21 protein-coding genes are annotated in these 23,605 nt (G+C 65.4%); 4 read left to right on the top strand and 17 right to left on the bottom strand.

Annotated features, from left to right (window positions below):
* Positions 1-33 precede the first annotated feature (33 nt).
* The 4 genes from GV044_RS05700 to GV044_RS05685 all read right to left on the bottom strand — a co-directional run bounded on the left by GV044_RS05700 (position 34) and on the right by GV044_RS05685 (position 3,661).
* On the bottom strand, positions 34-714 hold the full coding sequence (locus tag GV044_RS05700) for a hypothetical protein (RefSeq protein WP_236554729.1): 681 nt from the start codon (positions 712-714) through the stop codon (positions 34-36).
* A 40-nt stretch (positions 715-754) separates the two neighbouring features.
* Entirely contained in the window at positions 755-2,197 is a 1,443-nt protein-coding gene (locus GV044_RS05695) for a pyruvate dehydrogenase complex E1 component subunit beta (RefSeq protein ID WP_159866599.1), read from the bottom strand.
* A complete protein-coding gene (gene pdhA / locus GV044_RS05690; RefSeq protein ID WP_159866596.1) occupies positions 2,197-3,264 on the bottom strand; it encodes a pyruvate dehydrogenase (acetyl-transferring) E1 component subunit alpha in 1,068 nt (355 codons plus the stop codon). The genes GV044_RS05695 and pdhA overlap by 1 nt, the downstream gene beginning before the upstream one ends.
* Positions 3,265-3,385: 121 nt before the next feature.
* Positions 3,386-3,661 carry a septum formation initiator family protein gene (locus tag GV044_RS05685; protein ID WP_371741575.1) on the bottom strand — a complete coding sequence of 92 codons (276 nt, stop codon included), beginning with the start codon at positions 3,659-3,661 and terminating at the stop codon, positions 3,386-3,388.
* Positions 3,662-3,941: 280 nt separating this feature from the next.
* Between GV044_RS05685 and GV044_RS05680 the strand changes: the two genes are divergently transcribed.
* Positions 3,942-5,159 (top strand): toxic anion resistance protein, encoded by a 1,218-nt coding sequence (locus GV044_RS05680; protein ID WP_159866593.1) that lies wholly within the window; start codon positions 3,942-3,944, stop codon positions 5,157-5,159.
* A 6-nt stretch (positions 5,160-5,165) separates the two neighbouring features.
* Positions 5,166-5,870, top strand: a complete 705-nt coding sequence (locus tag GV044_RS05675) for a hypothetical protein (RefSeq protein WP_201299018.1) — start codon at positions 5,166-5,168, stop codon at positions 5,868-5,870.
* A 158-nt stretch (positions 5,871-6,028) separates the two neighbouring features.
* On the opposite strand, the gene GV044_RS05670 is transcribed toward GV044_RS05675, so the two are convergent.
* The 10 genes from GV044_RS05670 to dnaK all read right to left on the bottom strand — a co-directional run bounded on the left by GV044_RS05670 (position 6,029) and on the right by dnaK (position 20,085).
* A complete protein-coding gene (locus GV044_RS05670) occupies positions 6,029-6,889 on the bottom strand; it encodes a TorF family putative porin (RefSeq protein WP_159866591.1) in 861 nt (286 codons plus the stop codon).
* A 259-nt stretch (positions 6,890-7,148) separates the two neighbouring features.
* Entirely contained in the window at positions 7,149-8,708 is a 1,560-nt protein-coding gene (locus tag GV044_RS05665; RefSeq protein ID WP_159866588.1) for a SulP family inorganic anion transporter, read from the bottom strand.
* Positions 8,705-9,394: a carbonic anhydrase gene (locus GV044_RS05660; RefSeq protein ID WP_159866585.1), complete on the bottom strand. Its 690-nt coding sequence runs from the start codon at positions 9,392-9,394 to the stop codon at positions 8,705-8,707. The genes GV044_RS05665 and GV044_RS05660 overlap by 4 nt, the downstream gene beginning before the upstream one ends.
* A 156-nt stretch (positions 9,395-9,550) precedes the next feature.
* Complete coding sequence (locus GV044_RS05655; protein WP_159866582.1) at positions 9,551-10,876, bottom strand: ATP-binding protein; 1,326 nt, start codon at positions 10,874-10,876, stop codon at positions 9,551-9,553.
* The gene (locus GV044_RS05650; protein WP_159866579.1) at positions 10,876-11,610 is read right to left on the bottom strand and encodes a response regulator transcription factor; all 735 of its coding nucleotides are present in this window, start codon (positions 11,608-11,610) and stop codon (positions 10,876-10,878) included. The genes GV044_RS05655 and GV044_RS05650 overlap by 1 nt, the downstream gene beginning before the upstream one ends.
* Positions 11,611-11,768: 158 nt before the next feature.
* A complete protein-coding gene (locus tag GV044_RS05645; protein WP_159866576.1) occupies positions 11,769-12,053 on the bottom strand; it encodes a hypothetical protein in 285 nt (94 codons plus the stop codon).
* A 179-nt stretch (positions 12,054-12,232) separates the two neighbouring features.
* A complete protein-coding gene (locus tag GV044_RS05640) occupies positions 12,233-12,973 on the bottom strand; it encodes an extensin family protein (RefSeq protein ID WP_159866573.1) in 741 nt (246 codons plus the stop codon).
* A 58-nt stretch (positions 12,974-13,031) separates the two neighbouring features.
* Complete coding sequence (locus tag GV044_RS05635; RefSeq protein WP_159866570.1) at positions 13,032-16,706, bottom strand: error-prone DNA polymerase; 3,675 nt, start codon at positions 16,704-16,706, stop codon at positions 13,032-13,034.
* A gap of 253 nt (positions 16,707-16,959) precedes the next feature.
* Entirely contained in the window at positions 16,960-18,084 is a 1,125-nt protein-coding gene (gene dnaJ / locus GV044_RS05630; RefSeq protein WP_159866567.1) for a molecular chaperone DnaJ, read from the bottom strand.
* A gap of 78 nt (positions 18,085-18,162) precedes the next feature.
* Positions 18,163-20,085 (bottom strand): molecular chaperone DnaK, encoded by a 1,923-nt coding sequence (dnaK, locus tag GV044_RS05625; RefSeq protein WP_159866564.1) that lies wholly within the window; start codon positions 20,083-20,085, stop codon positions 18,163-18,165.
* A 203-nt stretch (positions 20,086-20,288) separates the two neighbouring features.
* Between dnaK and GV044_RS05620 the strand changes: the two genes are divergently transcribed.
* Together GV044_RS05620 and GV044_RS05615 are read left to right on the top strand one after the other, a co-directional pair.
* Positions 20,289-20,813 (top strand): copper chaperone PCu(A)C, encoded by a 525-nt coding sequence (locus GV044_RS05620; protein WP_159866561.1) that lies wholly within the window; start codon positions 20,289-20,291, stop codon positions 20,811-20,813.
* A 68-nt stretch (positions 20,814-20,881) separates the two neighbouring features.
* Positions 20,882-21,307 carry a vgr related protein gene (locus GV044_RS05615; RefSeq protein ID WP_236554727.1) on the top strand — a complete coding sequence of 142 codons (426 nt, stop codon included), beginning with the start codon at positions 20,882-20,884 and terminating at the stop codon, positions 21,305-21,307.
* 161 nt (positions 21,308-21,468) lie between these two features.
* Here GV044_RS05615 and GV044_RS05610 read toward each other — a convergent pair whose 3' ends face one another.
* From GV044_RS05610 to grpE, 3 genes are all read right to left on the bottom strand, one after another.
* A complete protein-coding gene (locus tag GV044_RS05610; RefSeq protein WP_159866558.1) occupies positions 21,469-21,861 on the bottom strand; it encodes a VOC family protein in 393 nt (130 codons plus the stop codon).
* A gap of 767 nt (positions 21,862-22,628) precedes the next feature.
* Positions 22,629-22,889, bottom strand: a complete 261-nt coding sequence (locus GV044_RS05605) for a hypothetical protein (RefSeq protein WP_159866555.1) — start codon at positions 22,887-22,889, stop codon at positions 22,629-22,631.
* A 125-nt stretch (positions 22,890-23,014) separates the two neighbouring features.
* Entirely contained in the window at positions 23,015-23,590 is a 576-nt protein-coding gene (gene grpE / locus GV044_RS05600) for a nucleotide exchange factor GrpE (RefSeq protein WP_159866552.1), read from the bottom strand.
* Positions 23,591-23,605 lie beyond the last annotated feature (15 nt).

Genomic DNA, 23,605 nt, shown 5'->3' with positions numbered 1-23,605 from the left:
CTTGCCCCCCTGCCCCGCGGAGGTAGCAGGCGGTTAAAGCCCCAGCAATCCCAGCTTGAGCGCCTCGAGCATCGCTGCCGGCGAGGATGCGCCCTCCTCCGACCCAGCCCGCCGGCGTCGCCGCGCCAAGCCAGCGAGCACGCGCAAAGGCCGCAAGGGGCGGCTGACGCGAGGCAGCTTGCCGGGTCGCTCGGCCGCGAGGCGGGCCGCCGTCGCACGTTCCTCCTCGCGTCCGAGCCGCATCGCAAGATCCTCGAGAGCCCAGATGCGGCCGAGCTGCCGTGCAGGCTCCGCCTCATTCGACCGGCCGAGGACCTGCGCCAGGGCAGCGGCAGCCGCACCGCGCCCGTCGGCAAAGGCCAGCATCGCATCGGCCGCGAGCGGCGAAGGTGCGGTAAGCGCCTCCCACGCATTCACCAGCGCGGTTGCCCGGGCGTGGTCGGCACCCCAGCTGCGCAGGGTGGCGAGGATCGGCTCACCTTCCGGCCAATGTGCCGGGTCGTGCCCGATCGACTCCCTCCACCACGCCAGGCGCAGCTGCGCCAGCATCGGCTCGTTTGAACGGCGGATCAGCGTGGCCAGGCGCGCGTCGAGGGCGAGCAGCGCCAGCGTCTGTTCACGCGCGCTCGCCGGCGCGTAGACCAGCGCCAATCGCGCCACCGCTGGCAGCGTGGCAAGGAGGGGATCGTCCTGATCCATTGTCTGATGAACCAAGTGGGACCGGCCTTCTTGGGAGGCGGCCGGCCCGACCGGCTCAGCGATAGCAGACCTTTTTCACCGCCTCGACCACGCGCGGCACGTCGATCAACGCGGCCTTCTCCAGGTTGGCGGCGTAGGGTAGCGGCACGTCCTCGTTGTTGACGCGCAAGACCGGGGCGTCGAGGTCGTCGAAGCCCTCCTCCATGCAGATCGCGATGATTTCCGAGGCGATCGAGCAGACCGGGAAGCCCTCTTCGGCGACGACGAGCCGGTTGGTCTTCTTGAGGCTGGCGAGCACGGCGTCCTTGTCGAGTGGGCGAAGCGTGCGCAGATCGATCACTTCGGCCTCGATTCCCTCGGTCGCGAGCTGCTCGGCGGCTTCGAGGCTGACGCCGACGCCGATCGAGTAGGACACGATCGTCACGTCCTTGCCTTCGCGCACGACGCGCGCCTTGCCGATCGGCAGGACGTGGTCGTCATGCTCGGGCAGTTCGAACGCGCGGCCGTAGACCAGCTCGTTCTCGAGGAACACGACCGGGTCCTCCGAGCGGATCGCCGCCTTGAGCAGGCCCTTCGCGTCCGAGGCGTCATAAGGCGCGATCACGATCAGGCCCGGCACCGAGGCGTACCATGGCCCATAGTTCTGCGAGTGCTGCGCGCCCACGCGCGACGCCGCGCCGTTCGGACCGCGGAACACCACCGGGCAGCGCATCTGGCCACCCGACATGTAGTTGGTCTTGGCCGCCGAGTTGATGATGTGATCAATCGCCTGCATGGCGAAGTTGAAGGTCATGAACTCGACGATCGGACGCAGGCCGCCCATGGCAGCGCCGGTGCCGATCCCGGCGAAACCGTACTCCGTGATCGGCGTGTCGATGACGCGCTTGGGGCCGAACTCTTCCAGCAGGCCTTGCGTGACCTTGTAGGCGCCCTGGTACTCGGCAACTTCCTCGCCCATGACAAACACGCGCTCGTCCCGGCGCATTTCCTCGGCCATGGCGTCGCGCAGCGCCTCGCGCACGGTTGCCGACTTCATGTTGGTGCCGTGCGGGACTTCGGCCGAGGTGGCGGGCTTCACCTCGCTAGCGAGCTGGGTGGTGCCGGTCTCGAGCTTGCTGTCACCCTTGTCGGCGTTGGACTCGTCCGCCTTGAGCTGCTGTTCAGGCTTCTCGGCCTTGGGCGCCTTGTCCTCAATATTGGCAGGGGCAGGCTGTTCGTCCGGACCTTCGGCAGCAGGCGCGGCTTCGGCACCGTCGCCTTCACCTGCCATCACTGCGATGACGGTGCCGACCTTCACGCCCTCGGTACCTTCGGCCACCATGATCTTTCCGACCGTACCTTCGTCGACCGCCTCGAACTCCATGGTGGCCTTGTCGGTCTCGATCTCGGCCAGGATGTCGCCCGAGGTGACCTCGTCGCCCTCCTTGACCAGCCACTTGGCGAGCTTGCCCTCTTCCATGGTGGGCGAGAGCGCGGGCATCTTGATCTCCACGCCCATCAGTACGTCTCCACCAGCACGTCGGTGTAGAGTTCGGACGCGTCCGGCTCGGGCGAGCTTTCCGCGAAGTCCGCCGCCTGGCCCACGGCCGTGCGCACGCGCTTGTCGATTTCCTTCAGGCTGGCTTCGGACACACCCATTTCCATCAATTCGGTTTTCGCATGCTCGATCGGGTCACGTTTCTCGCGCACGCCCTGGACTTCCTCGCGCGTGCGGTACTTGGCGGGGTCGGACATCGAGTGGCCGCGGTAACGATACGTGTTGAGCTCCATCAGCACGGGGCCATTGCCGCCGCGCACGTGCTCGATCGCGATCTCTGCCGCCTTGCGCACTTCGAGCACGTCCATGCCGTCGACCTGCATGCCGGGGATCCGGAACGCGGTGCCGCGACGATAGAAGTGCGTCTCCGCCGAGGAGCGGTTGACCGCGGTGCCCATGGCGTACTGGTTATTCTCGATCACGAAGATGATCGGCAGCTTCCACAGCGAGGCCATGTTGAAGCTTTCGTAGACCTGGCCCTGGTTGGCCGCGCCATCGCCGAAGTAGGCGAGGCAGACGCCACCATCCTCACGATACTTGTGCGCGAAGGCCAGGCCGGATCCGAGCGGCACCTGGGCGCCGACGATGCCGTGGCCGCCGTAGAAGCCATGCTCGACGCTGAACATGTGCATCGAGCCGCCCTTGCCCTTGGAGATGCCCGAGTGGCGGCCGGTCAGCTCGGCCATGATCACCTTGGGATCGATGCCGTAGGCGAGCATGTGGCCGTGGTCGCGATAGCCGGTGATCACCGAGTCCAGCCCACCCTTCAGCGCCGACTGCAGGCCGACGGCGACGGCTTCCTGGCCGATGTAGAGGTGGCAGAAGCCGCCGATCAGACCCAGGCCATAGAGTTGGCCCGCCTTTTCCTCGAAGCGGCGGATGAGCAGCATCTGCTCGTAGAAATGCAGCAGCTCTTCCTTGCTCGCCTTGTAGCGGCGGTCGGCGGCATGCGCCTCGGCAAGGCTGCGCAGGGCGAAATCTTCATCCTGCTCGTTCGTCTCGGGCTGCGACGGCTCAGCGTTCGGCAATGGTGAGGTCCATGATTATCTGTGAGTCTGCTAGCGATATAGGGTCGCCTGCACCACAGAGGAACCGTCGAATTGCACTTTCGCCGCTAGGCGGCGGTCGGCAGTCCTTCGGAGCGTTGCCTCAAGGCTGCTTGGGCAGCAGCATGACCATTTCGTCGGGATGCGCGACGTTGAGATTGCTGCGCAGCAATTCGCCGGCAAGATCGGGATCGGCATGCGCAGGGTCGAGCAGCTTGACCCGGTTGCGCATGTGATCGCGCTCTGAGTTGAGCTGCTCGATCTGCTTCTGCTGCTGCACCAGCAGGTGCTCGTTCTCGCTCCAGGCGAGGAAACCGCTAGGTCCGGCGACGACGAAGCCGGCCATGAGCAGCAGCGCACCCAGTGCAGCGGCCTGCACTGCACGATCCTTCACAAACTTAGGTTCACGCCGCCCGGTTCTCATACGTCGGAATAAAGCCACAAAACCCTCGCTGGATCAACAGAATACGATCGGCCCGCCGCCCGGTTCGTCGCAATGCACGAGCGCGCGAATAGTTGCCGCGCCGCTGCATGATCGACGAACACCACCTCGCTTACGATCCGCGGCGAGCATGGCTTGCGCACACCGCTTGTGATTTGCCTCGCTCGCTCTAGATTCTCCGGCACACGAAGTGTCCTTTTGGGAGTGCAAGCGGATCATGGCAGCGGCAACTGAAACGGCGGTGGCGGACGAGCTGAAGCTCACGCCGCCCGACCCAGTCCCGGCCGTCGCGCCCGAGCGTGCGGCGGGGCTGGTGCCCGTGGCCGACGAGCAGAAGAGCAAGCTGCAGGTGCGCGTGACCGAGTACGTCGACGCGCTGGTCGCGCAGGATGCCAACTCGCCCGAGTTCGGCGCGCGGGTGGACGAGATTACCAACATGGGCCGGCGCGAGATCGCGGCGGCCGCGGGCCAGTCCAACCGCTTTCTCGATCGCCCGGTGCGCGCCATGGACGGCACCAGCGGCGTCGGCGCCGACTTGGCCGAACTGCGCCGGACCGTGGAGGACCTCGATCCCTCGCGAAAGGGCAACCTGCTGGCGCCGCGCAAGCTGTTCGGGGTGATCCCGTTCGGCAGCAAGCTGAAGAACTACTTCGACAGCTACCAGAGCGCGCAGAGCCACATCAGCGCGATCCTCGCGCGGCTCCAGGGCGGCAAGGACGAGCTGCTGATGGACAATGCCGCGATCGACGTCGAGCGGCAGAACCTGTGGAAGGCGCTTGGGCGTCTCGAGCAGATGATCTTCATGTCCAAGGCGCTCGACGCCGAGCTGGAGCAGCGCGCGGCCGACCTCGATGCAACCGATCCGGCCAAGGCCAAGGCGGTGCGCGAGACCGCGCTGTTCTACGTCCGCCAGCGCACGCAGGACCTGCTTACGCAGATGGCCGTCTCGGTGCAGGGCTACCTCGCGCTCGACCTGGTGAAGAAGAACAATGTCGAGCTGATCAAGGGCGTCGACCGCGCGAGCACCACCACCGTCGGCGCGCTGCGCACGGCGGTCACGGTGGCGCAGGCGATGACCAGCCAGAAGCTGGTGCTCGACCAGATCACCGCGCTGAACACGACGACGGCCAACATCATCGACGCGACCGGGCAGATGCTGAAGGACAACACCGCGCGCATCCACGAGCAGGCGGCGGGCGCGACGATCCCGCTCGAGACGCTGAGCCGCGCGTTCCAGAACATCTACGACACGATGGACTCGATCGACACCTTCAAGGTCAAGGCGCTCGACAGCATGAAGCAGACGGTGACGGCGCTGGAGGGTGAAGTCGGCAAGTCCAAGGCCTACATCGCTCGCGCGCAAGGCCAGGCGGACGGTGCGACGCAGGTGCGCAGCGGGGGCGCCGAGAAGGGTTTGCTCGAGGCTCTGGACTGATCCGCCGTGGCCATTGACCGTCGACCCGTTCCGCTCGCCTTGCTGCGCGAGGCACGCCGGCAGCGCGCCGGACGCCTGCGCCGTGCGCGCCAGAAGCGCTGGGAGTGGCGCATGCGCCGGCTGCGCCGTGCCGTCGGCGCGGTGATCGCGATTGCGCTGGTCACAATCGCGGTTGGCTTGATCATGCCGGGCGGGCTTCCCGACAACCTCTATCTGCTCGCGATGTTGTCAGCGTTCGTGGCGTTCTGCCTGCTGGCGGTCTACCCGGCGAGCCCCAAGCCGAAGATCGAGGACCTGGAAGAGGCCGACCTGGGCGAACTCGCCGCGACGACGGAGTTGTGGCTGGAGGGCCGGCGTAACGCCCTGCCCTCGCCCGCGCTCGATGCCGTGGACATTATTGGAGTGCGGCTGGAGCAGCTCGCGCCGCAGCTGGAGACGCTCGATCCCGCGGCTCCGGCCTCACGCGAGGTGCGCAAGTTACTGACCGAGCACCTGCCGGGGCTGGTCAACAGCTACACGCGCATCCCCTCGTCGCTGCGGGCGCAGGAGCATGCAGGCTCCACTCCTGCTGCGCAGCTCACGGAAGGGTTGCACGTGATCGCCAAGGAGATCGAGGCGATGTCGCTCGACCTGTCGCGCAACGATCTGGATGCGCTGGCGGTGCGCGGGCGATTCCTCGAGACCAAGTACATCGCCGCGCCTGGCTCTTGATGATCCTCTCCCCGCCGGGGAGGATAGCGAAGCTTGCTGCTGCGGGCAGCTAGCGCAACATGGAAAGGGCTGCGTGCGCCCGCTGCCCTTTCCAACTTCGGCGAGGCAGTAAACTGCCAAGCCTGCGTATCCTCTCCCCGGCGGGGAGAGGATTTAGGTCAGAATGCTGCGGTCAGCGAAGCCACTACCGTCGATCCGGCGATCTGGCCGGTGGCGTCCTGGCCTTTCGAGAAGCTGGGCTGCAGGTAGGCGGCTTCACGCTTGCCGATGTCGGTGTCAATATAGGCGACACCCAGCGTCAGCGGCGTGCCGGGGATGACGTAGTCGGCGCCGATCAGCCAGTCCCAGTACTCGCCGGTGGGCGCGACCGAGGTGGCGAACGGGCCCAGGCCCTTGTTGCCGTTCGAGTAGCCGATGTGGCCCTTGACGGTCAGGCCCGTGTTCGGAACGCCGACAGCAGCGTCGCCCCACAGGTAGAGGTTGTCGTTCTTGTCGCCCGGATCGGTGTAGACGCCGTTGGCCGCGTCAAGGCCGGTCGCGTACCAGGCGCCCAGCGCTTCCTGCTTGGGCGCGTAAGCGACGCCCGCGGTGAGCGAGACCGGGCCCGTGGTGCCCGAGATCTTGGCGTAGGGTTCGATGAAGTCGGTGTTGTCGAAGCCGCCCGGGTACATGTACCAGGTCGCGCCGACGTCCAGGGTGGCGCCTTCGCCCAGCTGCGTCTTAAAGCCGGCGATCAGGTCCAGCTCCATGTTGGCGCCGCCGAAGGTGCCCCAGCCCGCCAGGTTCGATCCCCAGGTGCCGACGTAGAGGCCGCTCTCATGGCTGACGGTGACGCCGCCCTGGACGGCGAGTTCCTTGTCGCTCTGCGAAACGCCGCGGAAACGATACTCGCTGACGATGCCGACGCTGCCCGTTACGGTGACCGGGCCCGTGGGCTCTTCTTGCGCGAAAGCGGGACTTGCGGACGCGAGGAACGCAGCAGCGAGGCCGGCCACACCGGCCAGAAGACGCATTTTCATACTTGGAACACCCTCATGTTGCTTTGTGGCGTTCCGCCCTGCGCTGCACCGCCGGGCCATGGCTGCTTGGCTGGCCCGTTTCGCTGCAGTGCGGCATTAATATAGCAGCAGCTTGTCTCTACGCTTGCGCGCCGATGACGAAGTGTTGCCGTGCATCGCATTTGCGGAAAAGGGCGCAAAGGTCCGGGCGGAGGTCGCGATGACTTCCGCCCGGGAGTTTGCGGCCGTCCGGCGTGAGGGTGCCGGCGACCAGAACCTGTCAGCCTGCGACCGGAAGGGGACGCAGGACCTCTGCAGGCCCGGTAACGCGATCGTCGCGGCCGCTGTGGCGGCGACGATTGATCCACTCGGACAGCGTCTCTGCGGTGGTGTGGTCCATCGCCTTCACCTTGCCGAGATCGAGGTGCACCGAGCGATCGGCCGGCTGCTTCTCCAGCACGGCGTTGAGCCGGGTGAGCCCTAGGAACGTGGCCGCCCCGCTCAGCTCGACGCGGGTGTCCTCGCCATCCTGGTGCTCGTGCACGCGCAGGCGAATGTCGCGCAAGTGCGGCAGGACTTCGACCAGCGAGAGCGCGAGGCCGACGAGCACACCGGTGAGCAGGTCGGTGGTCACCACCAGCACGAAGGTCACTGCCCAGATCACCGCCGGCAGGTAACCGTGGGCCTTAAACAAGTGCTGCACGTGCTTGAGGCTGACCAGCCGCCAACCGGTGACGACCAGCACGCCGCCCAGCGCCGCCATTGGCACTTCGCGCAGGATCCAGGGCAGCAGCGCCACGAAGCCGAGGATCCACACGCCGTGCAGGATCGTCGACAGGCGCGTCTTGGCGCCCGCCTGCACGTTGGCCGAGCTGCGCACGATGACGCCGGTCATCGGCAGCGCGCCGAAGGCTCCGCACAAGAGGTTGCCAACGCCCTGCGCCCGCAGTTCCTTGTTGTAGTTGGTGCGCACGCCGTCATGCATGCGATCAACTGCGGCGGCGGACAGCAAGGTCTCTGCGCTGGCGATGAAGGCGATCGCCAGGGCCGCGACCAGAAGCGAAGGATTGGCGAGAGGCGCAAACCAGGCGGCACTCGTCGGCAGCGCGAAGGCAGCGGCGAGCGAGGCAGGCACCTCGATCCGCGCCACACCCAGACCCAGCGACCAGGCAGCAGCCGTCGCAGCGAGCACGCCCAGGAGCGCACCGGGAACGAGCGACAGCGACTTGGGCCGCAGCTTCTCCCAGCCGAGCATGACCACGATGGTCAGTACGCCCAGGCCAAGCGCCAGCTCTGTTGCCGCTGCATCCGAGAAGTTCAGGCCGAGCACACGCTCGGGCATAGCGGCCATGTTCTGCAGCCCGCTCGACATCGGCTTCTTGTCGAACAGGATGTGGAACTGGCCAATGACGATCAGCGCGCCGATCCCGGCGAGCATGCCGTGCACCACCGCAGGGCTGATTGCGCGGAACAGGCCACCCATCTTGAGCCCGCCGGCTACGAGCTGCAGCACACCGGCGAGCAGCAGCACCGGACCCAACGCCTCGATCCCGTGCTCACGCACGAATTCGAACACGATCACTGCCAGGCCGGCGGCAGGCCCGCTCACCTGCAAGGGCGAGCCGGCCAGCAGACCCACGACGATGCCGCCGATGATACCGGTTACCAAGCCGCGCTCTGGCGGCACGCCCGAGGCGATGGCAATGCCCATGCACAGCGGCATCGCCACCAGGAAGACGACGATCGACGCGGTGAAATCCCGCGTCAGGTGAGCGAAGGGGCCGGCTCGCCCCTCCACTGCGCCGCTGGCGTTGGGGCCGCTGGCAAGAGCAGACGTCATTCCGCGGCTTCTTGCATCGCGTAGCCGGCGCGGGCGCGGGCGGGAATGGCAACCGGCAGTTCGCGGTCTTCGCGCAGCGGCACGAACTCGCCCGTCTCGCCGTCGAGCGCCAGCACCTGGCCCTCGTGGATGTCCACGAACCAGCCGTGCAGCGCCAGCTCACCGCGCGCCATGGCCGCGGCGACGGAGGGGTGCGTGCGCAAATGGTTGAGCTGCGCGTTGACGTTCTCCAGGCTGACCGCGCGAACACGCTCGCTGTCCTTGAGGTGCGGCTGGCAGGTCGTCACGACGTTCTCCGCCGCACTGCCGTGCTTCAGCCACGCCGCGACATTGGGCATCCCATCGAGGCCGACCGGATTGCTGAGCGCCTTCATCGCGCCGCAGTCGGAGTGGCCGCACACGATGATGTCGCGGATGCCAAGCGCGACGACCGCGTACTCGACCGTCGAGGTCACGCCGCCGTTCTGCGTCGCATAGGGCGGGACCATGTTGCCCGCGTTGCGGCAGACGAACAGGTCGCCGGGGCCAGCCTGCATGATCTGCTCGGGCACGATGCGCGAATCCGCGCACGAGATCATCAGCGCCTTGGGCTCCTGGCCCTCGGTGGTGAGCTTCTTGAACAGTTCGCTGCTCGCGGGGAAAGTGGTCTTCTCGAAACTGAAGACGCGGCCGATCAACTCGTTCACGTGCAATACCCTTCTGAATGGATCGTGGGCGCAACCCGCATGGATCGCGTCATGCATCCAGAAGTACGGCCGGTGCTTGTCCCCCCTTTCGCGCTAGCGTGACGAAGTTTTGCTGCATTGCGGCGCGATCGTGTCGGCGGCACGCCTCGTCTTAGGTCAGGTCGGCGGCAGCGGCAGCCTGATCGTCGCCCGCAGCCCGCCCTCGAGACGATTGCGCAAGTCGAGGGTGCCGTTTTCCGCGCGCACCGCCTTGCGGACGATCGCAAGGCCCAGCCCCATCCCTGCGGTGTCGCGCGTGCGCGCGGTGTCCAGGCGGACGAACGGCTGCAGCGCATCGGCGACGCGGTCCTCGGGGATGCCTGGCCCATCGTCCTCGATCACGATCTCGGCGCCGCCGCCATCGCGTGCGACCCGGACGTGGACGTTGCCGCCATAGTGGATCGCATTCTCGATGAGGTTCGACAGCGCCCGTCGGATGGCGACGGGGCGTGCGACGATCTCAAGGCTCGACAGCCCCGAGTAGCGGGCGAGCGCGCCATGATCCGAGGCGGCATCGACCAGCGTCTCGGCCATGACGGCCACGTCGATGCGCTCGGCCTGGATCGAACGGCCGTCGCTCTCGACGTAGGCCTGGATCGATTCGAGCAGCATGCGCATCTCGTCGATGTCGTGGTTCAAGCCGTCGCGCACTTCGGGCTCGATGCTCTCATCATCGAGCCGCAGCCGCATGCGCGAGAGCGGCGTCTTGAGATCGTGGCCGATCGCCAACATAGTCTGGGTGCGATCGGCGAGGGAGTGATGGATGCGCTCCTGCATCTCGTTCAGCGCGCGGATCAGGCTGCGTAGTTCGTCGGGCCCGCGCTCGGGGACGGGATCGGGCGGCCCGGCGCCCAGTTGGCGGGTCGCGCCGATCAGGCTGCGCAAGGGTTTCAGCGTGGCGCGCAGCAGCACCCAGCCCAGCGCGATCAGCAGCAAGGTCGGCAGTACGAGGCTGATCACCCGTCCCACCGTCAGCTTCCAGGCCGCATTGGCATGCGTGTGGAAGCGCAGCACGCTGCGATCGGCCAGGCGGATCGAGCCGCCGATGTTGCCGCGCCCAGGAATGCCTTCGAGGTGCAGTTCGATATCGCCCAGCGCCAGCTCGGGCTCGATCTCCACGACCTGCGCGCGCAAGTTCGCCAGGCCGAGCGAGCCGCGCTCGCGCTCTTCCGGCCGCGCGAGCGACATGCGGAAGCGCCCGGTGCTGAGCGTCTCGGCGACATGAAGGCGCTCGGGCTTAGGCGTGCGCTCCAGGGTGCGTGTCGCCAGCACCACGTTCTCGGCGATGCGCTCGGCATCGTCGCGGCGCAGTTCGAACGCGCTCACCCGCTCGAACAAGAACGAACTGGCGGCGAAATCGACGATGAGGACCAAGATCAGTACCGCCAGCAGCCGCTCCGGCAAGCCGAGGCGCCGGACAAGGGCGACGATCCTGCCCCCCATCAGCCGCGCTTGACCTCGGCCTTGAACATGTAGCCGACGCCGCGGACGGTGACGATCGGCGCCTCGCAACCGCCGGCCTGTAGCTTGCGGCGCAAGCGGCTGACCAGCACGTCGATGCTGCGATCGGAGCTGTCGCCGATGCGTGCGCGCGACAGTTCCATCAGCCGCTCACGGCCGAGCACGCGCTGCGGATAGCCCAGGAAGGTGATGAGCAGGTCGAACTCGGCGCCGGTCAGGTCGACGATCGCGCCGCTGGCCGAGCGCAATTCGCGGCGCGCGAGCGAGACCTGCCAGCCATCGAACTGGATCGTGTCGGGCCCGCGGCCCTCCTGCAGGCCGTCCCCGGTGACACTATCGAGCGCGTTGTTGCCCCGACGCAGGACCGCGCTGACCCGCGCCGCCAGCTCGCGCGTGCTGAACGGCTTGACCAGGTAATCGTCGGCGCCCAGCTCCAGGCCCAGGACGCGGTCCTCCTCGCTGCTGCGCGCGCTGACGAAGATGATCGGCATGTCGCTCTCGCGTCGCAGCCGGCGGAACAGGTCCAGGCCGCTGGTGCCGGGCAGCATGATGTCCATGACGATCAGGTCGACGCTGGTCTCACGCAAGGTGATCCACATCTCGGCGCCGGTCGCTGCGGTGAGAACGTGAAAGCCGCTTTGCCGCAGCGCGCGCGCCGTCAGCGTGCGCAGCGCGCCGTCGTCCTCGACGAGCAGAATGGTTTGCGGTGAAGTCATCGTATCGTGATTATGCCTTTGGCGCCGCGGAAGGTTCTAGCCATGCGCTGCCTGGCTTCCAAGCAGATTGGACCTGGCTTGCAAGCAGACCGTCTGGTGCGGCATGGCGCCGCACCAGACAGGCATCTTCCATCGTGTTTTCGGAATTATCGGGTGAATCAGCGCGGCGCCGTCTCGTCAGCTGTGGCGAGCTCCGCCCGACGCCTTTCCAGAGCGCGCGCTTCCTGCTTCTTGGCGACATGATGGCGGCAGGCGCGGCCCTTGCTGGGATCAGGATGGCAGACTGCAGGCGCGGCGCTGGTCCTGCCAGCATCGGCACGGGCCGGAAGGCTCGGGTGGCCCTTAGACGCGCGGACGGTGTCTTGCGCATAGCTGGCAGTCGGCAGCAGAGCCGTCGCGGGGGTGGACAAGCTGGCGAGGGCAAGCAGCGTAGCGGTGATCATGTGCGTCTCCAATGTCATGAAATGATGCAGCAAACATTGGTGCGGCTACGTGTCGCCACGCCTGCCTTCACGTGACGAAATGTTGCCCGAGGGGCTTGCGGGCAACATAAGTTTAGGACCAGATCCTCTTACGTCTTCCGCCCTCAAGCGAGGAGGAGCTGCAGATTACTCATCAAGGTCTACCGGCACACTCCGCGGGCGAACGGCCGCTGCGCCTGGTCGAGATGGAGGTGATCGGCATGCGCGGCGTTGTAATCGGGCGACAACACGGTCGCGAACTCACCGCAGGCGGCATCGCGCACTTGGTGGAGGAAGGCCGCAGCTGGCCCCTCGCCCGTCCATTCGCGGCGCACCGCGATGCGGCGCCCATTGTCGAGCTTGAAGGCAGCCACGTCGATCGCATTGCCGGTGGCGTGCTCGCTCCAGCTTCCGTTCCTGCCGCCACCGATGCGGCGGCAGTTGTTGGTGCCATAGTGTTCCACAGCGACCACGCGAGCGCTCAGGATTTGCTTGGCGGCAGGTTGAACGCCGTGGCGTAGCCAGCGCACGAGTGCGGCGTCGATGGCACAAGTGGCCTGCGCGCCGGCGGGTCGCAGCGCCAGGCCGGGAGCGGCACCATCCGCAAGCGCATTGGCAGCGCCGAGCACCTGACGATCCTCACGCCGGCACGACCCCTCCCCGGTGGGATCGAGCCGGGTGAAGGCAACTCCACTGCGCCGGAGGAAAGCGCGGCACTCCTGAGGATCGCTGCGGACCGCGGCAATCTTGCGTGTCGTGACCCAGCTGCCTGGCGCATCGGCCAGGCGCAAGGGCGCCCAGGGATCGTAGGCCGGGTGATCGCGAAGCCAGAGGCGCCCGCCGGCTAGGGCGGCGATCAGCACTAGTCCGGCAAGCAGCCAGCGATCGAGGGCAAAGCGCATGCGCGATCAAGTCACCGGGCGCGGTTTGGCTGCGGGGATGGCCGGAGGGGCAGCGGGCTCAATGGAAATCGCGCGACTTGGGGATCACGCGCACGTCGCGGGGATGTCCTTGATGGAAACCGCACTCGCGATTGCCCGGTCCGGGCGGCGTCCACTGATCGTACTCGATCGGCTTGAACGGATCGTCCTTCCCGGTGCGCAGATCATCGCGTGGCCCCCATTTGCTGGGCAGCGGGTTGTTGCAGTGATCGGCCCGAGCGACCGTGGTCGGCAGCAGGTCCTCGGACAGGCGGTGCAGTTCGTGCGTGGCGTCGGTCATGTGCGCGGCGATGACGTGGATCACCTCGTCGTCGTACTCGACCCGGCCGCGCACCTCCATCAATCGCGCGCCCATGACGACGCGGCGCTGCTTCTCCTTGAGGTCGGGCCAGACCACCAGGTTCACGACGCCGGTCTCGTCCTCCAGGGTGATGAAGCACACGCCCTTGGCGCTGCCCGGCCGCTGCCGGATCAGCACCACGCCCGCGACTTGCACCATGGAGCGGAACTTGCGGCTGCGCAGGTCGCAGGCCCGCACGAAGCCGCGATCGGCGAGGCTTGCGCGCAGGAATGCGAGTGGATGCGCCTTCAAGCTGAGCCGCTGGGTCTGGTAGTCCGCCACCACTTCCTCGCTCAGCGGCATGGCTGGCAATCGGGTGAGCGCCCTCTCCGCCCCCTCGTCCCGTGCTGCGGCCGCAGCGAACAGCGGCAAGTCGGGCGCGGCGATCAAGCTGCGTGCGTCCCACAAGGCTTGCCGGCGCGACAGGTTCATGGACCCGAACGCATCTGCCGCGGCCAACCGCTCGATCAACGCCGGCGAGATTCCCGCCCGCTCGCGCAGCTCGCCCACGTCGCGGAACGGACCGCCCTCCGCCCGCGCCGTGACGATCCGCGCGGCGGCGGCTTCGGGAAAGCCGTCGATCTGGCGCAGGCCCAAACGAAGCGCGATGTGCTTGTCCAATCTTCCTTGATCCTCCCCTGCAAGGGGAGGGGGACCGCCAGCGTAGCTGGTGGTGGAGGGGTGTAACCCTCGCGGTTGAGCACTCGACTGGCGGTTACACCCCTCCGTTAGCCGCTGCGCGGCTGCCACCTCCCCTTGCAGGGGAGGATCTGACCTACCCTCCAGCGTGCAGTCCCAATCGCTGCCATTCACGTCGGCCGGCAGCACCGCCACCCCATGCTCCTTCACATCGCGCACGATCTGCGCCGGCGCATAGAAGCCCATCGGCTGCGAATTCAGCAGCGCGCAGCCGAACGCGGCGGGAAAGTGGCACTTCAGCCAGCTGGAGACATAGACCAGATGCGCGAAGCTGGCGGCGTGGCTCTCGGGAAAGCCATATTCGCCAAATCCCTTGATCTGGTTGAAACAACGCTCTGAAAAGTCGGGATCGTAGCCCCGCTCGATCATCCTTCCGACCATCCGCTCCTGCAACTTGTCGACCATGCCGCGCGAACGGAATGTCGCCATCGCCTTGCGCAACAGGTTGGCCTCCGTGCTCGAGAACTTGGCGGCATCAAGCGCGATCTTCATCGCCTGCTCCTGGAAAATCGGCACGCCCAGCGTGCGGCCCAGGATCGATGAAAGCTCGTCAGGAGGCCCATGCTGTGGTGACGGCGCAGGGATCACCACCTGCTCGCCCCCGCGCCGCCGCTTGAGATAGGGATGCACCATGTCCCCCTGGATCGGACCTGGCCGCACGATCGCGACCTGAATGACCAGGTCGTAGAACTCGCGCGGGCGCAGGCGCGGCAGCATGTTCATCTGTGCCCGGCTCTCCACCTGGAACACGCCCAGCGAGTCCCCCTTCTGGAGCATCGCGTAGACTTCAGGATCCTCACGCGGGACTGTGGCGAGCGTCAGGCTCTGGTTATGATGGCTCTCCAGCAAATCGAGGCACTTGGCTATGCAGGTCAGCATGCCCAAGGCCAGTACGTCGACCTTCAGGATGCCCAATTCATTGATGTCGTCCTTGTCCCACTCGATGAAGCTGCGATCCGGCATGGCGCCATTGCCGATCGGCACGCTTTCGAGCAGCGGACCTTTGGTGAGGATGAAGCCGCCGACATGCTGGCTAAGATGCCGGGGCATGCCAATCATTTGCTCCGTAAGCTTCAGTACGCGGCGTAGGGTCGGATCAGTTGCATCCATGCCGGTTTCGGTCACGTGCTTGTCGCCGATCTCCTTGCCCCAGCCGCCCCATACCGTGCGCGCCAAGGCAGCTGTGACATCCTCGGTCAGCCCCATGGCCTTGCCGACCTCGCGAATGGCCATGCGCGGGCGATAGTGAATGACGGTGGCGCACAAGCCAGCCCGATCGCGGCCATAGCGTTCGTAGATGTGCTGGATGACCTCCTCACGCCGCTCGTGCTCGAAATCTATGTCGATATCGGGTGGTTCGTTCCGGTCTGCGGAGATGAAGCGTTCGAACAGCAGCGAATGCTGCGCGGGATCGACGGACGTTATCTCCAGACAATAACAGACAGCCGAATTCGCAGCCGATCCTCTGCCTTGGCACAATATAGGGGGATCGCATTTTCTGGCAAAATCAACGATCTCCTTGATCGTCAGGAAGTATCTTGCCAGCTTCATCTGAGCGATCAAGGCAAGTTCCTTGACCAACGAGTCCGTTACGGCCTCAGGTGTGCCGGCGGGGTAGCGGCGAGCAGCACCTTCCCAAGTGAGCTTTGTCAAATAGGCTTGCGGATCGAGACCCTCCGGGCAGATCTCCTCGGGGTATTCGTATTGCAACTCCGTCAGACAGAAGCTGCAAGCATCGGCCAATTCGCGTGCCGCAAGGATGGCGTGGGGCCACCGGGCAAAAAGTTGTACCATCTCTTCGGGAGATTTAAGATGCCGTTCGGCATTAGGTTCAAGCAGCCAACCTGCTTGTGCCACCGTGGTCTTGTGACGGATGGCCGTCATCACATCCTGAAGCGGCCGACGTTCAGGTTCGTGATATAGCACGTCATTGGTGGCCAGTATGCAAAGCCCGTTGGCACGCGCCAGGGCGTCTAGTGTTTCAATACGAACAAGATCGTCGCCCGTGTGGACGTAGGATGCCGCGATGTGGCGCATCGTGGGTAATGACACGGCAAGATGTGCCACAAGTTCATCAAAGGCCAAGGTTTTGAGCTGGCGCCTGGGCAGATGTTCGGCGTCTCTGTCAGCGGAGATTGGGACCACGTTGCTAAGAACGTGAAGTTCATGCCTCGCTTGCAGATCACGCGGGGGCATCAGGATAAGGTGCAAGCCTTCCGAGTGCTCTGAGAGCATATCCAACGTGATCTCACAGACACCCTTATCTTGCCATCCTCCAGACAGCGTTCCCATGCGACCCGCTGATATCAATCGACTTAAACGGCCGTAGGCGGCACGATCGGACGGATAGGCGAGGAAGGCGAGACCTTCGACGGTTTCTATGCGGCAGCCGATTACCGGGCGGCGCTTGTATTTCACGGCTTCGGAATGGATGCGCACGACACCCGCCATCGAATTCACGTCAGCGATGCCGATTGCATCGTAGCCGAGCTGCAGAGCCCGCTCGACCAGCTGCGCGGCATCGGAAGCGCCACGCAGGAACGAGAAGCAACTTGCGATGCCCAACTCCACGAACGGTGCACGCTCTGGTGGCCCGACAGTGTCGGGATCGATGGCAATACGACGGCGGTCAGGGGTTAGCGGGGCTTCGGGCATGATCGATCAACGGAATTTCAGGAATGATCGTTCCTGATATGTTCTGTTGATGGTCGAGGCTAGAGCGGGAGAGGCTGCTTATCCACAAGCACTACGGAGGTGATTGAAGAGGTAGCAGGCCACGTCGTCCCGGGCTTGACCCGGGACCGGTTTAGCCATGTCGCGACCTCGCGCCAGGCCGCTTTCGCGCAAGTTCGCGAGATCTTGGAACCGGTCCCGGGGCGAACCCGGGACGACCTTGGCCGAAGCGGCCCTACTCCGCCAAGCCAGCCCAGACGCTCTTGATGCGTTCGAAGAAGCCCTTCGATCCGGGGCATTCGTCGCCCGTCTCGGTGTCCTGCAGCTCGCGCAGGAGTTCCTTCTGGCGCGCCGAAAGCTTGGTGGGGGTCTCGACCGAGATCTCGATCACCATGTCACCCCGACCGCGGCCCTGGAGCACCGGCATGCCGGCGCCGCGCTTGCGCAGCTGCTTGCCTGACTGGATGCCGGCGGGGATGTCGATCGCCAGGCGCTCACCGTCAATGCCGGGGATCTCGATATCGCCGCCGAGTGCCGCCGTCGTGAAGGTGATCGGCACGCGCGTGACCAGCGTTGTGCCGTCCCGCTCGAACACGGCATGGCGCTTGACGTGGAGGAAGATGTAGAGGTCGCCCGGAGGTGCGCCGAACGGTCCGGCCTCACCCTTGCCCGACAGGCGGATGCGCGTGCCGGAATCCACGCCGGGCGGAATGTCGACCTCCAGCGTCTGCGGTTTGTCGACGCGGCCTTCGCCCCGGCAGACGCGGCAGGGCTTCTCGATCACCTCACCGCGGCCATGGCACGTGGGACAGGTGCGCTCGACCACGAAGAAGCCCTGTTGAGCGCGGACCTTGCCGTGGCCGCCGCACATGGTGCAGCGGCGCGAGCCCGTGCCGGGCTCCGCACCGGAGCCATGGCACGGATCGCATACGGCCGAGACTTCGATCTCGATTTCCGTCTTCTTTCCATGGAATGCCTCTTCGAGGCTGATCTCCATGTCGTAGCGTAAGTCGGCGCCGCGACGCGCCTGCTGGCGGCCACCGCCGCCAAAAGCCTGGCCGAAGATGGACTCGAAGATGTCGCCGATATCGCCGAAGTCGCCCTGCCCGCCGCCGCCGGGTCCGCCGTTCTGGAACGCCGCATGGCCGTAGCGATCGTAGGCCGCGCGCTTCTGCGGGTCCTTGAGGCAATCGTAGGCGACGCTGATCATCTTGAAGCGGGTCTCCGCTTCCTTGTCGCCCGGGTTCTTGTCCGGGTGCCACTTCATGGCGAGCTTGCGGTACGACGACTTGATCGTCTTGTCGTCGGCCGTGCGCTCGCACTCGAGCAGTTCGTAGAAATCGATTTCAGTTGCTGACACGTGTGTTCACCCCACCTGAAACACTAACCGCCGCCGGCGCGTATTGCACCAGCGGCGGCCAGGGTTTTCATCAGGTTATCAGCCCTTGTTCTCGTCCACTTCCGAGAACTCGGCATCGACCACGTCATCGTCGCCACCGGCGCGCGCCGCTGCCGCTTCGGCGGCCGGCGAAGCAGCAGAAGCCTGCTCCTTCTCGTAGATCGCCTGGCCCAGCTTCATCGCCACTTCGGTCAGCGCCTGCGACTTGGCCGTGATCTCGGCGGTGTCGCCGCCCTCGATCGCAGTCTTGGTCGACGCAATCGCCGCCTCGATCTCGGACTTCAGCGAAGCGTCGATCTTGTCGCCATGCTCAGACAGCTGCTGCTCGGTCGCATGGACGAGACTGTCGGCGTTGTTCTTCGCCTCGGCACCCTCGCGGCGCTTCTTGTCCTCTTCGGCGAACTTCTCCGCGTCACGGACCATCTGGTCGATGTCGCTGTCCGAGAGACCACCCGAAGCCTGGATGCGGATCTGCTGCTCCTTGCCCGTCCCCTTGTCCTTGGCGGACACGTTGACGATGCCGTTGGCGTCGATGTCGAAGGTCACCTCGATCTGCGGCACGCCGCGACGCGCCGGCGGGATGCCGACGAGGTCGAACTGGCCCAGGATCTTGTTGTCCGCCGCCATCTCGCGCTCGCCCTGGAACACGCGGATCGTCACCGCCTGCTGGTTATCCTCGGCGGTCGAGTAGACCTGGCTCTTCTTGGTCGGGATCGTCGTGTTGCGGTCGATCATCTTGGTCATGATGCCGCCCAGCGTCTCGATGCCCAGCGAAAGCGGGGTCACGTCGAGCAGCAGCACGTCCTTGACGTCGCCCTGGAGCACGCCGGCCTGAATCGCGGCACCCATCGCGACCACCTCATCGGGGTTCACACCGGTGTGCGGGTCCTTGCCGAAGAAGTCCTTCACGACTTCGCGGACCTTAGGCATGCGGGTCATGCCGCCGACCAGCACGACATCGTCGATGTCCTTGGCCGAGAGGCCGGCATCGGCGATCGCCTTGCGGCAAGGCTCCAGCGTGCGCTGGATCAGGTCGGCGACCATCTTCTCCAGATCGGCGCGGGTGACCGTCTCGACCAGGTGCAACGGAGTGGTGCTGCCACCTTCCATGCGCGCGGTGATGAAGGGCAGGTTGATCTCGGTCGTCGCAGTGGACGACAGCTCGATCTTGGCCTTCTCGGCCGCCTCCTTGAGGCGCTGAAGAGCGAGCTTGTCGGTCTTCAGGTCCATGTTCTCCTTGGCCTTGAACTTGTCGGCCAGCCACTCGACCAGCTTGGAGTCGAAGTCCTCACCACCCAGGAAGGTGTCGCCGTTGGTGCTCTTCACCTCGAACACGCCGTCGCCGATCTCGAGGATCGAGACGTCGAAGGTGCCGCCGCCAAGGTCATAGACCGCGATGGTCTTGCCGTCCTGCTTGTCCAGGCCATAGGCGAGTGCCGCCGCGGTCGGCTCGTTGATGATGCGCAGCACTTCAAGGCCCGCGATCTGGCCGGCGTCCTTGGTCGCCTGGCGCTGCGCGTCGTTGAAGTAGGCCGGCACGGTGATGACCGCCTGCGTGACCGTCTCACCCAGGTAGCCCTCGGCGGTTTCCTTCATCTTCTGCAGGATGAAGGCGCTGATCTGCGACGGGCTGTAGTCCTCGCCGCCGGCGCTGACCCACGCGTCGCCGTTCTTGCCACGGGTGATCGTGTACGGAACCAGCTCGGTGTCCTTCTTGGTCACCGGGTCGTCGAAGCGGCGGCCGATCAGGCGCTTCACCGCGAAAATCGTGTTGTCGCCATTGGTGACCGCCTGGCGCTTCGCGGGCTGGCCGATCAGGCGCTCTCCGTCACGCGTGAACGCGACGATCGAAGGCGTGGTGCGCGCGCCTTCGGAATTCTCGATGACCTTGGGCTTGCCGCCGTCCATGACCGCGATGCAGCTGTTGGTCGTGCCAAGGTCGATACCGATTACTTTAGCCATTATCCCCATTCCTCACGTCAAATGTAGACACCGCGCGGATCGCCTCCCCCTGCGGAGCAAGGCGGCTTGGCGGCTCGGTGACGTCCCTCTCGGGCATGTCGTCGGCGGGCGATATAGGGCGGGTTTTGCTTGGCACAAGAGCGGTGTGCAGGCATGAGACAGCCCGAAATCGCACCAATATGCAGAGGGTAACCGTCATGAGAATGCACCGTGCCACCTTGCTGACGGCGCTGCTGGTCACCGCTGCCGCGCTGTCGGGGTGCAAGGGCTCGCAGGCGCCCGACGCGCAGGGTAGCGCGGGTGCGAGTGAGAGCGCCGATGCCCTCGGCCCCGACGCTAAGCCGGGCGTGACGGCGGGTGCGGCCCGCCTGGTGCTGCCGGTGGTGCCGGGCCGACCGGGCGTTGCCTACTTCCGCGTCGCCAACAACACGCCCGGCAAGATCACACTGGCGGGCGTGCACGTGCAAGGCGTCGGCAAAGCGGAGATGCACCGCACGTCGGGCGGCCACATGGCGCCGGTCGCGACGGTGGACATCGCAGGGGGCGCTTCGATCGCCTTCGTGCCGGGCGGGCTGCATGTCATGGCGTTCGATATCGATCCCAGCCTCAAGGCCGGCGGTCAGAGCGAACTGACGCTGACCTTTGCCGATGGCGACAAGATCTCGATACCGGCAAAAGTTGAAGCCATGGGCGCCGACGCTGGCGGCATGGCGGGGATGAACCACTGAGCGAGCCGGCGCCCGATTGCACGTGCCTGCCCGGCGGGCAGCGACCGCTCACCCCCGGCGAGCGCGCGTTGATCCGCTCGGTCTTCGGCAAAGAGATCGACTGCAAGCCGGTACGGGTGAAGCGCCGCCGCTGGTTCCCGTTCCAGCCGGTGAACACGCTGATGGCACCGACCGGCCACGTCCACTTCCACCCGCGCTCGTCGCTTTATGTAGATGATTTTGCGCATGCTAGCCTGCAGGCGCAGGCGCTGTTCCTGCATGAGATGACGCACGTCTGGCAAACCCAGCATCGCGGCCGCTGGTACTTGCCCCTGATGCGCCATCCGCTGTGCCGCTACGATTATGTGCTGCGACCGGGGTGGCGGTTGGAGCGCTATGGCCTGGAGCAGCAGGCCGAGATCGTGCGGCACGTGTTTTTGCTGGAGCGCGGGGTGCATGTGCCCGGGGCATCGCCGCTGGAGAGCTATCGTGGGGTGTTGCCGTTCAGGGCGTAGCTTCGGGTTATACCTACGTGCAAAGAGAAGCAGAGCCCCGGGGTGCAGACCAGGGTGACGGTGTGTTTGCAAGAGGGTGAAAGCCCTAAGAGCGAGCGGCAGCGACTCACCAATCTCAGATCTGAAATCGTCCTGACGCTGCCAGCGAAAGCCGACGATGCTCAGATGCCCCAAGCTGAGTTTTGAAGCACAATCCGGTAGCCGTCAGGATCTTCGAAGGTTCGGCCATGCCGATCCCAATAGGCGTTGAAAGCCGGAACTGGCGAATAGCCAACTGCTTCCATCCGATCCACCGCCGCTTGCCAGTCAGGCAGATCAGGAAGGTAGAAGATCAAGAGGTTCTCTTGCGTGGGCGCTCGACCGGCAGCGTGGCCGTGCGCTTTCGTGAATTCGAGGTGGTAAGGCGCGCCGCGACTTCCCAGCATTATACCGTCGAAGCCATCATGGTCTGCAAATCGGTACAGAACATCGAACCCAAGCCCGTCACGGTAGAACGGAACCAAGGCCTCTATGTCATCGCTAGGACGGGCAATACGAAGCGTAGCAGCGTTCATGGCAGAGCATTATGCTCCGACGACGATCGACGGCAAGAACTCAATAATGGACATCAGCGGGACATTGCGATCCAGATCATACTCGCAAGCAGGCAAAGGATAGCTGCGAGCGCGTTGCCGATCTTTGGCTTCCCATGAGCCACCAGGATAAGGCTTGTTGCTGATAGAACGCTACAGACAATCCAAGTTGTCGGGTCCCCGAGCGGCGCGTGGCTTCGCGATCCTTGTGAGGCGGTCCAACCGGCGTTGTAGCCGTCATCAAAAGCTATCCGCGTCCAGAACAGCAGAGCCATGATGGGAGGGGTGTGAAGGAGGACATGCCGAATTGTCTGTCCAATGCCGATGATGCTCATGCGTCGGGTGTATAATGGAAACGTCCGCCATCCGCCCCTTGCGGACGTTGGCGAACCTGCTGCTCACGCCCACTTGCAGGCGCAGGTTAGAGCCTTACACCTGCCGTGGATTTTGGGCTCAGAGCGGTAGGCATCTACGGCAGCTAACCAGCTGAAGCAGACGTTACCTAAAGGTGCTTTTAGGAGCCATCGCGTGGGTGGCTCATGGCTTAGTTGGCGACACACACCTTATGTTCGGCCGCGTCGGCAGCGCTAGTCAGCGCGATAGATCCTGACACGAGTTCAGGATGACCGCGGAATCGATCGAGGTTTTATAGTCCGTTGCCGCCTCACCGCCCGGCGGCTCTCTAACGACCCAGGGCGTGGCACGCCGAAGCGTCCGCGTCCTCTTCCAAGCCTAGGCTAAAACCAGCCTCAGCAGTCGCGGTCGTAGTAGCGCCGACCGTCGCGGTCGTAGCGGTAGCAGCCGCCGTTGCGGTCCTTCTCGACTTGCGAGCCGGCGACGGCGCCCGCAGCCGCGCCGATCGCGGCGCCTGCGCCGACGTCACCGGCGATCGCGCCGACGCCCGCACCCACGGCACCGCCGACCAGCGCGCCCTCGCCGCCGTAGTTGGATGCGCAGCCGCCGAGTGCCAGTACGCCGGCAGCCATGACGGGGAGGATGAACTTACGCATGACTATTCTCCGTGACCCAACACTTGTTCTGTGCAGGGTCAACGGGGAAGGCGCAGGCTTGTTCCGTGAGTTTTCGTGTCTGGCGCGGCCACTCCCTCCCCTCCCGAGGAGAGGGGCACGCACGATCAGTCGGGCTTCTTGGACACCGCGACCATCGCGGGGCGCAGCAGGCGGTCCTTGATCATGTAGCCGGCTTGCAGTTCCTGCAGCACGGTGCCGGGCTCGGCATCGGCGGAGGGCAGCTCGATCATGGCCTGGTGCTGGTTGGGATCAAGCGGCAGGCCGACCGCGGCGATGCGGCTGATGCCGTGCGAGGCGAAGACCTTGTCGATCTCACGCCCCGTCGCCTCGATGCCCGCGACGAGGTTCTTCAGCTTCTCGTCCTCGCGCAGTTCGGCGGGGATTGCGGAGAGCGCGCGGCTGAGATTGTCGGATACCGAAAGGATGTCGCGCGCGAAGCCCGTGGCGGCATAGGCGCGGGTGTCGGCGATGTCCTTTTCCAGGCGGCGGCGCACGTTCTGCGTCTCGGCCTTGGCGTAGAGCACGTCCTGCTTAGCGACTTCCAGCTCCTCGCGCAGGCGCGCCAGTTCCTCGGCGCCGCGGTCCGCGGTCTCAGCGTTCTTTTCGAGCAGCTCCTCAGGAACGCCCTGAAGTTCGTCGGCCACGCTCTTGTTGTCAGGCTGCGTGTTCTGATCGGTCATGTCGTGTAAGTTCCA

It is taken from the genome of Novosphingobium sp. 9U, assembly GCF_902506425.1.
GTDB lineage: Bacteria > Pseudomonadota > Alphaproteobacteria > Sphingomonadales > Sphingomonadaceae > Novosphingobium.
This window is presented reverse-complemented; position numbering and strand designations above follow the sequence as displayed.

Coding starts and splice junctions, on each gene's coding strand:
- GV044_RS05695 (WP_159866599.1), bottom strand. CDS start 2,197: ATGGGCGTGGAGATCAAGATGCCCGCGCTCTCGCCCACCATGGAAGAG.
- GV044_RS05680 (WP_159866593.1), top strand. CDS start 3,942: ATGGCAGCGGCAACTGAAACGGCGGTGGCGGACGAGCTGAAGCTCACG.
- GV044_RS05670 (WP_159866591.1), bottom strand. CDS start 6,889: ATGAAAATGCGTCTTCTGGCCGGTGTGGCCGGCCTCGCTGCTGCGTTC.
- GV044_RS05665 (WP_159866588.1), bottom strand. CDS start 8,708: ATGACGTCTGCTCTTGCCAGCGGCCCCAACGCCAGCGGCGCAGTGGAG.
- GV044_RS05655 (WP_159866582.1), bottom strand. CDS start 10,876: ATGGGGGGCAGGATCGTCGCCCTTGTCCGGCGCCTCGGCTTGCCGGAG.
- GV044_RS05650 (WP_159866579.1), bottom strand. CDS start 11,610: ATGACTTCACCGCAAACCATTCTGCTCGTCGAGGACGACGGCGCGCTG.
- GV044_RS05645 (WP_159866576.1), bottom strand. CDS start 12,053: ATGATCACCGCTACGCTGCTTGCCCTCGCCAGCTTGTCCACCCCCGCG.
- GV044_RS05640 (WP_159866573.1), bottom strand. CDS start 12,973: ATGCGCTTTGCCCTCGATCGCTGGCTGCTTGCCGGACTAGTGCTGATC.
- GV044_RS05635 (WP_159866570.1), bottom strand. CDS start 16,706: ATGCCCGAAGCCCCGCTAACCCCTGACCGCCGTCGTATTGCCATCGAT.
- dnaK (WP_159866564.1), bottom strand. CDS start 20,085: ATGGCTAAAGTAATCGGTATCGACCTTGGCACGACCAACAGCTGCATC.
- GV044_RS05620 (WP_159866561.1), top strand. CDS start 20,289: ATGCACCGTGCCACCTTGCTGACGGCGCTGCTGGTCACCGCTGCCGCG.
- GV044_RS05610 (WP_159866558.1), bottom strand. CDS start 21,861: ATGAACGCTGCTACGCTTCGTATTGCCCGTCCTAGCGATGACATAGAG.
- GV044_RS05605 (WP_159866555.1), bottom strand. CDS start 22,889: ATGCGTAAGTTCATCCTCCCCGTCATGGCTGCCGGCGTACTGGCACTC.
- grpE (WP_159866552.1), bottom strand. CDS start 23,590: ATGACCGATCAGAACACGCAGCCTGACAACAAGAGCGTGGCCGACGAA.